This window comes from Microbacterium karelineae, assembly GCF_009745985.1.
Classification (GTDB): Bacteria; Actinomycetota; Actinomycetes; order Actinomycetales; family Microbacteriaceae; genus Microbacterium; species Microbacterium karelineae.
In genome coordinates, this window is record NZ_WFIX01000019.1 from 1 (window position 1) to 404 (window position 404).

Genomic DNA, 404 nt, shown 5'->3' on the forward strand with positions numbered 1-404 from the left:
GTAGTAACTACTAAAGCCGGAAAAGCTGGGAAAACTCACTATTCATTCGAGACTAAGTTTGGTTTCAGTGAAAAGTTGAGAGACAAGAACTATACCATGATGAATTCCAGGGAGTTGATGGATTTCCAGAATCAATTAGGGTACCTTGGATTTAAACCAAGGACTCAACAAGAAATGGATGCACTTGCTGCCTATGATCACAACTGGCAAAAAGATCTGTTAAAGCCTTCAAGCATTCAATCTTACTTATTCAGTGCCCAGGGAGGATCTAGAGAAAGTACTTTCTATTACTCTTTAGGGTATGATTCTGATAACGGGATTATCAGAGATATCGACGGACTTAAGAGATATACAGGTAACTTTGGATTTACCAATAAACTGAGTGAAAAACTAAACGTAGGGAT

1 protein-coding gene is annotated in these 404 nt (G+C 38.1%); it reads left to right on the top strand.

The window, feature by feature from the left end; genetic code table 11:
- Positions 1 to 404: hypothetical protein (locus GB932_RS21755; protein ID WP_197517168.1), on the top strand; the 404-nt coding region annotated here is incomplete at both ends.